Below are 2601 nucleotides of genomic sequence, written 5' to 3' on the forward strand. Positions count from 1 at the left end.
GTATGCGATCCACGACCGACGCCCCTCAGAGGGGGATGTGCGGCGTGCAGCATGTGTACACGCGGCGCTGGGTTAGCGAAGGTCCGCAGGGATTTTCCAGGGAAGCAGCGCGTCGTAGTCGTCGACGGTCTTTGCCAGAGGTAGCCGGTGGAACAGCCAGGTGAGGTAACGATACGGGTCGATGCTGTTGGCCTTGCAAGTTTCGACCAATGCGTAGAGATTGGCGCTTGCGTTCGCACCGTCGACGGTGTCCGAGAACAGCCACCCGCGCCGCCCGACGCAGAAGGGGCGGATTGAATTTTCGCAGGGATTGTTCGATATGGGCCAGTCGCCGTTCTCGATGTATCGGATCAGCTTCGGCCACTGTTCGCGCAGGTAGGTCAGCGCCTTGCCGAGCAAGCTGTTGGGCAGGACACCGGGCGATTGCTCGAGCATCAGATTGTGGATGGCGTCGAGCACACGTGCACTGTACCGTCGTCGCAATCGCTGCCGCCTGTCGGCTTTCCGTTTCGCGCTACGCGCCTCGGCAACGAACAACTTTCCGATCAGCTTGATGAAGCGCGTCGCGAGCAGATCGGGCGAGCGCGCTGCCTTGGGCACATTGTCCTCTGCCTTGACGAAGTAGCGCCGGCAATGAACCCAGCATCCGAGGTGCACGAGCTGGTAACGCTGGGCAATGCCATTGTAAGGCTCGTATCCGTCGGTCATCAGGGCCGCACCTTCACGCACGCCGACGAACAGCTTGTCAGCCAGCTTTGCACCTCGTCCTGGCGTGTAAGTGAAGCAGCAGATCGGCGTGCCCGAGCCGGTCATCTGCGACCAGAGATAGCTCTTTGTTTGTGGCTTGCGCCCCTTCTCCTTCAGGACCTGGAATGTCGTCTCGTCGCAGTAGATCAGATCGGCATCGAGCAACGCATCGCGCATCAGGTTGATCACAGGTTGCGTCGCAAGCCCGACACGGACGATGCTCGCGGCGATGGTGTTCGATGAGATGTCGCCGCCGAAGCGTCGCAGTAGGCCGGCCTGACGGTAGAGGGGCATCCCGAACTGATACTTGCCGGCAGCGATCCACGCAAGAGCCGATTCGCTCAAGAGTCCGCGCGGGATGATGCGCGGCGGCGCTGGCGTGACCTTGATGCCAAGATCGCAGCACGGGCAGGCATACTTGACGCGCTGGTGTTGGATGACCCGAAGCTGCTCCGGGATCACGTCCAGCTGTTCGCTGGTTTCTACTCCGATCTCCACAAGCGCATGACCGTCGTTGGCGCAGAAGCGATCGGCTTCGGGCAGTTCGTGTCGCACGACATCGCGAGGCAGATTCGGATCGAGCGGCTTGCGGTGACCACGCTTCTTGCGAGTGTGCGCGTCAACCTTCGTTTCCGGTGTGTCTTCCTGCGCGGGCGTGGAGTTTGCGCCGAGCGCCTCAGCTTCGTTGAACAAGCCGTATTGATCAGAATCTCGCGCTTCACTCTTTGCGCCGAACAGCTCGCGTCGGTAAGCCCGTAAGCGCTCCTCCGCGAGGTCACGCTCCGCTGTCACGAGTCGCAGCGTGCTGCGCAGCTCCTCACGTTCTCGCTGAAGCGCAGCGTGCTCCTCGCGCATCGCCAGGAGTGCCTTGAGCTCGTCGGCAGAGAGGGTGACGTTGATCGGCATGTCGCTTAGACCGGCACGCCAATGTCGTGTTCAACTCACACGAGCATAATGTCGTTTCGGATGGCGCCGAAGCGCGGCAATGTCAGCACCCTTGAGTAGCCACTGCAATCGCTCGACGTCCAGCGTGACGACCTCTGTACTACTGTCGGGCCAGACGAAGCGGTCCTTTTCTTCGAGTCTCTTGAACAATAGCCAGAACCCGTTGTGATCCCAACCGAGGATCTTGATACGATCACATCGCCGGTTCGTGAACACATAGAGCGACGAGTCCATCGGGTTCAGTCCCATCGCCTGCTCCACGAGAATCGACAGGCTGTTCATTCCGAACCGGAAATCGACGGGATCGCGGTGCAGATAGACGTTCAGACCTTCGTCAAACCGGAACACGGCAGCCTCCCAAGCACCTGGACGATCGTCGTGATCTCTTCGACGCCAGCCTCGCCGAAGTTGAGTTCGACACCGTTAGGTAACCGAACATGCAACGCGAGCGTCATCGATGGAACTGGATTGGACGGTGTCGACGGCGACACCGGGGCAGAGATGACGGGAACAAACGCTGGTAAGGTGCTTGCACTACGGGGGCTCTTGACGGTCCGCGCAGCAATGTCGATCGAGACGCCATCGATTACCACAGGGTCCGGTTCTCGGGAATCGTGAAGGATCTGCGGCTGATACCGCGCGATCCATCGGCGCAGCTGGTTCGGGTTGACGTCGTGATCCATGGCGGCACGCGCGATCGACACGCCCGGCTTCAGGCACAGTGCGACCAGTTCCCGTACAGCATCCGCGTCAAATTCGCGCCGGCCGTCCCGTTTCTGGCCAACGACAAGCCTGCTGCGAAGGTCTCGATTCTCGTTCATTGCGGTCTGAGTGCATGTGTCCACGCGGACACATAGGTTCAGACCTTCAGCCGCTCATTGGAAGGACGTTGTTTCTGGACCGCATACG

Annotated in this window: 3 protein-coding genes; all 3 read right to left on the reverse strand. The window is 60.4% G+C overall.

Going from position 1 to position 2601, the window contains the following annotated elements; genetic code table 11:
• Positions 1-72: 72 nt before the first annotated feature.
• From tnpC to NCR34_RS27825, 3 genes are read right to left on the reverse strand one after another with little or no spacing between them, the layout of a single operon-like run.
• Positions 73-1653 carry an IS66 family transposase gene (gene tnpC / locus NCR34_RS27815; protein WP_250501432.1) on the reverse strand — a complete coding sequence of 527 codons (1581 nt, stop codon included), beginning with the start codon at positions 1651-1653 and terminating at the stop codon, positions 73-75.
• A gap of 30 nt (positions 1654-1683) precedes the next feature.
• Positions 1684-2040, reverse strand: coding sequence for an IS66 family insertion sequence element accessory protein TnpB (gene tnpB / locus NCR34_RS27820; protein WP_040050313.1), 357 nt, complete (start codon positions 2038-2040; stop codon positions 1684-1686).
• Complete coding sequence (locus tag NCR34_RS27825; protein WP_250501433.1) at positions 2016-2513, reverse strand: transposase; 498 nt, start codon at positions 2511-2513, stop codon at positions 2016-2018. The genes tnpB and NCR34_RS27825 overlap by 25 nt, the downstream gene beginning before the upstream one ends.
• Between the last annotated feature and the right edge of the window lie 88 nt (positions 2514-2601).

This window comes from Caballeronia sp. GAWG1-5s-s, assembly GCF_023631445.1.
Lineage (GTDB): Bacteria > Pseudomonadota > Gammaproteobacteria > Burkholderiales > Burkholderiaceae > Caballeronia.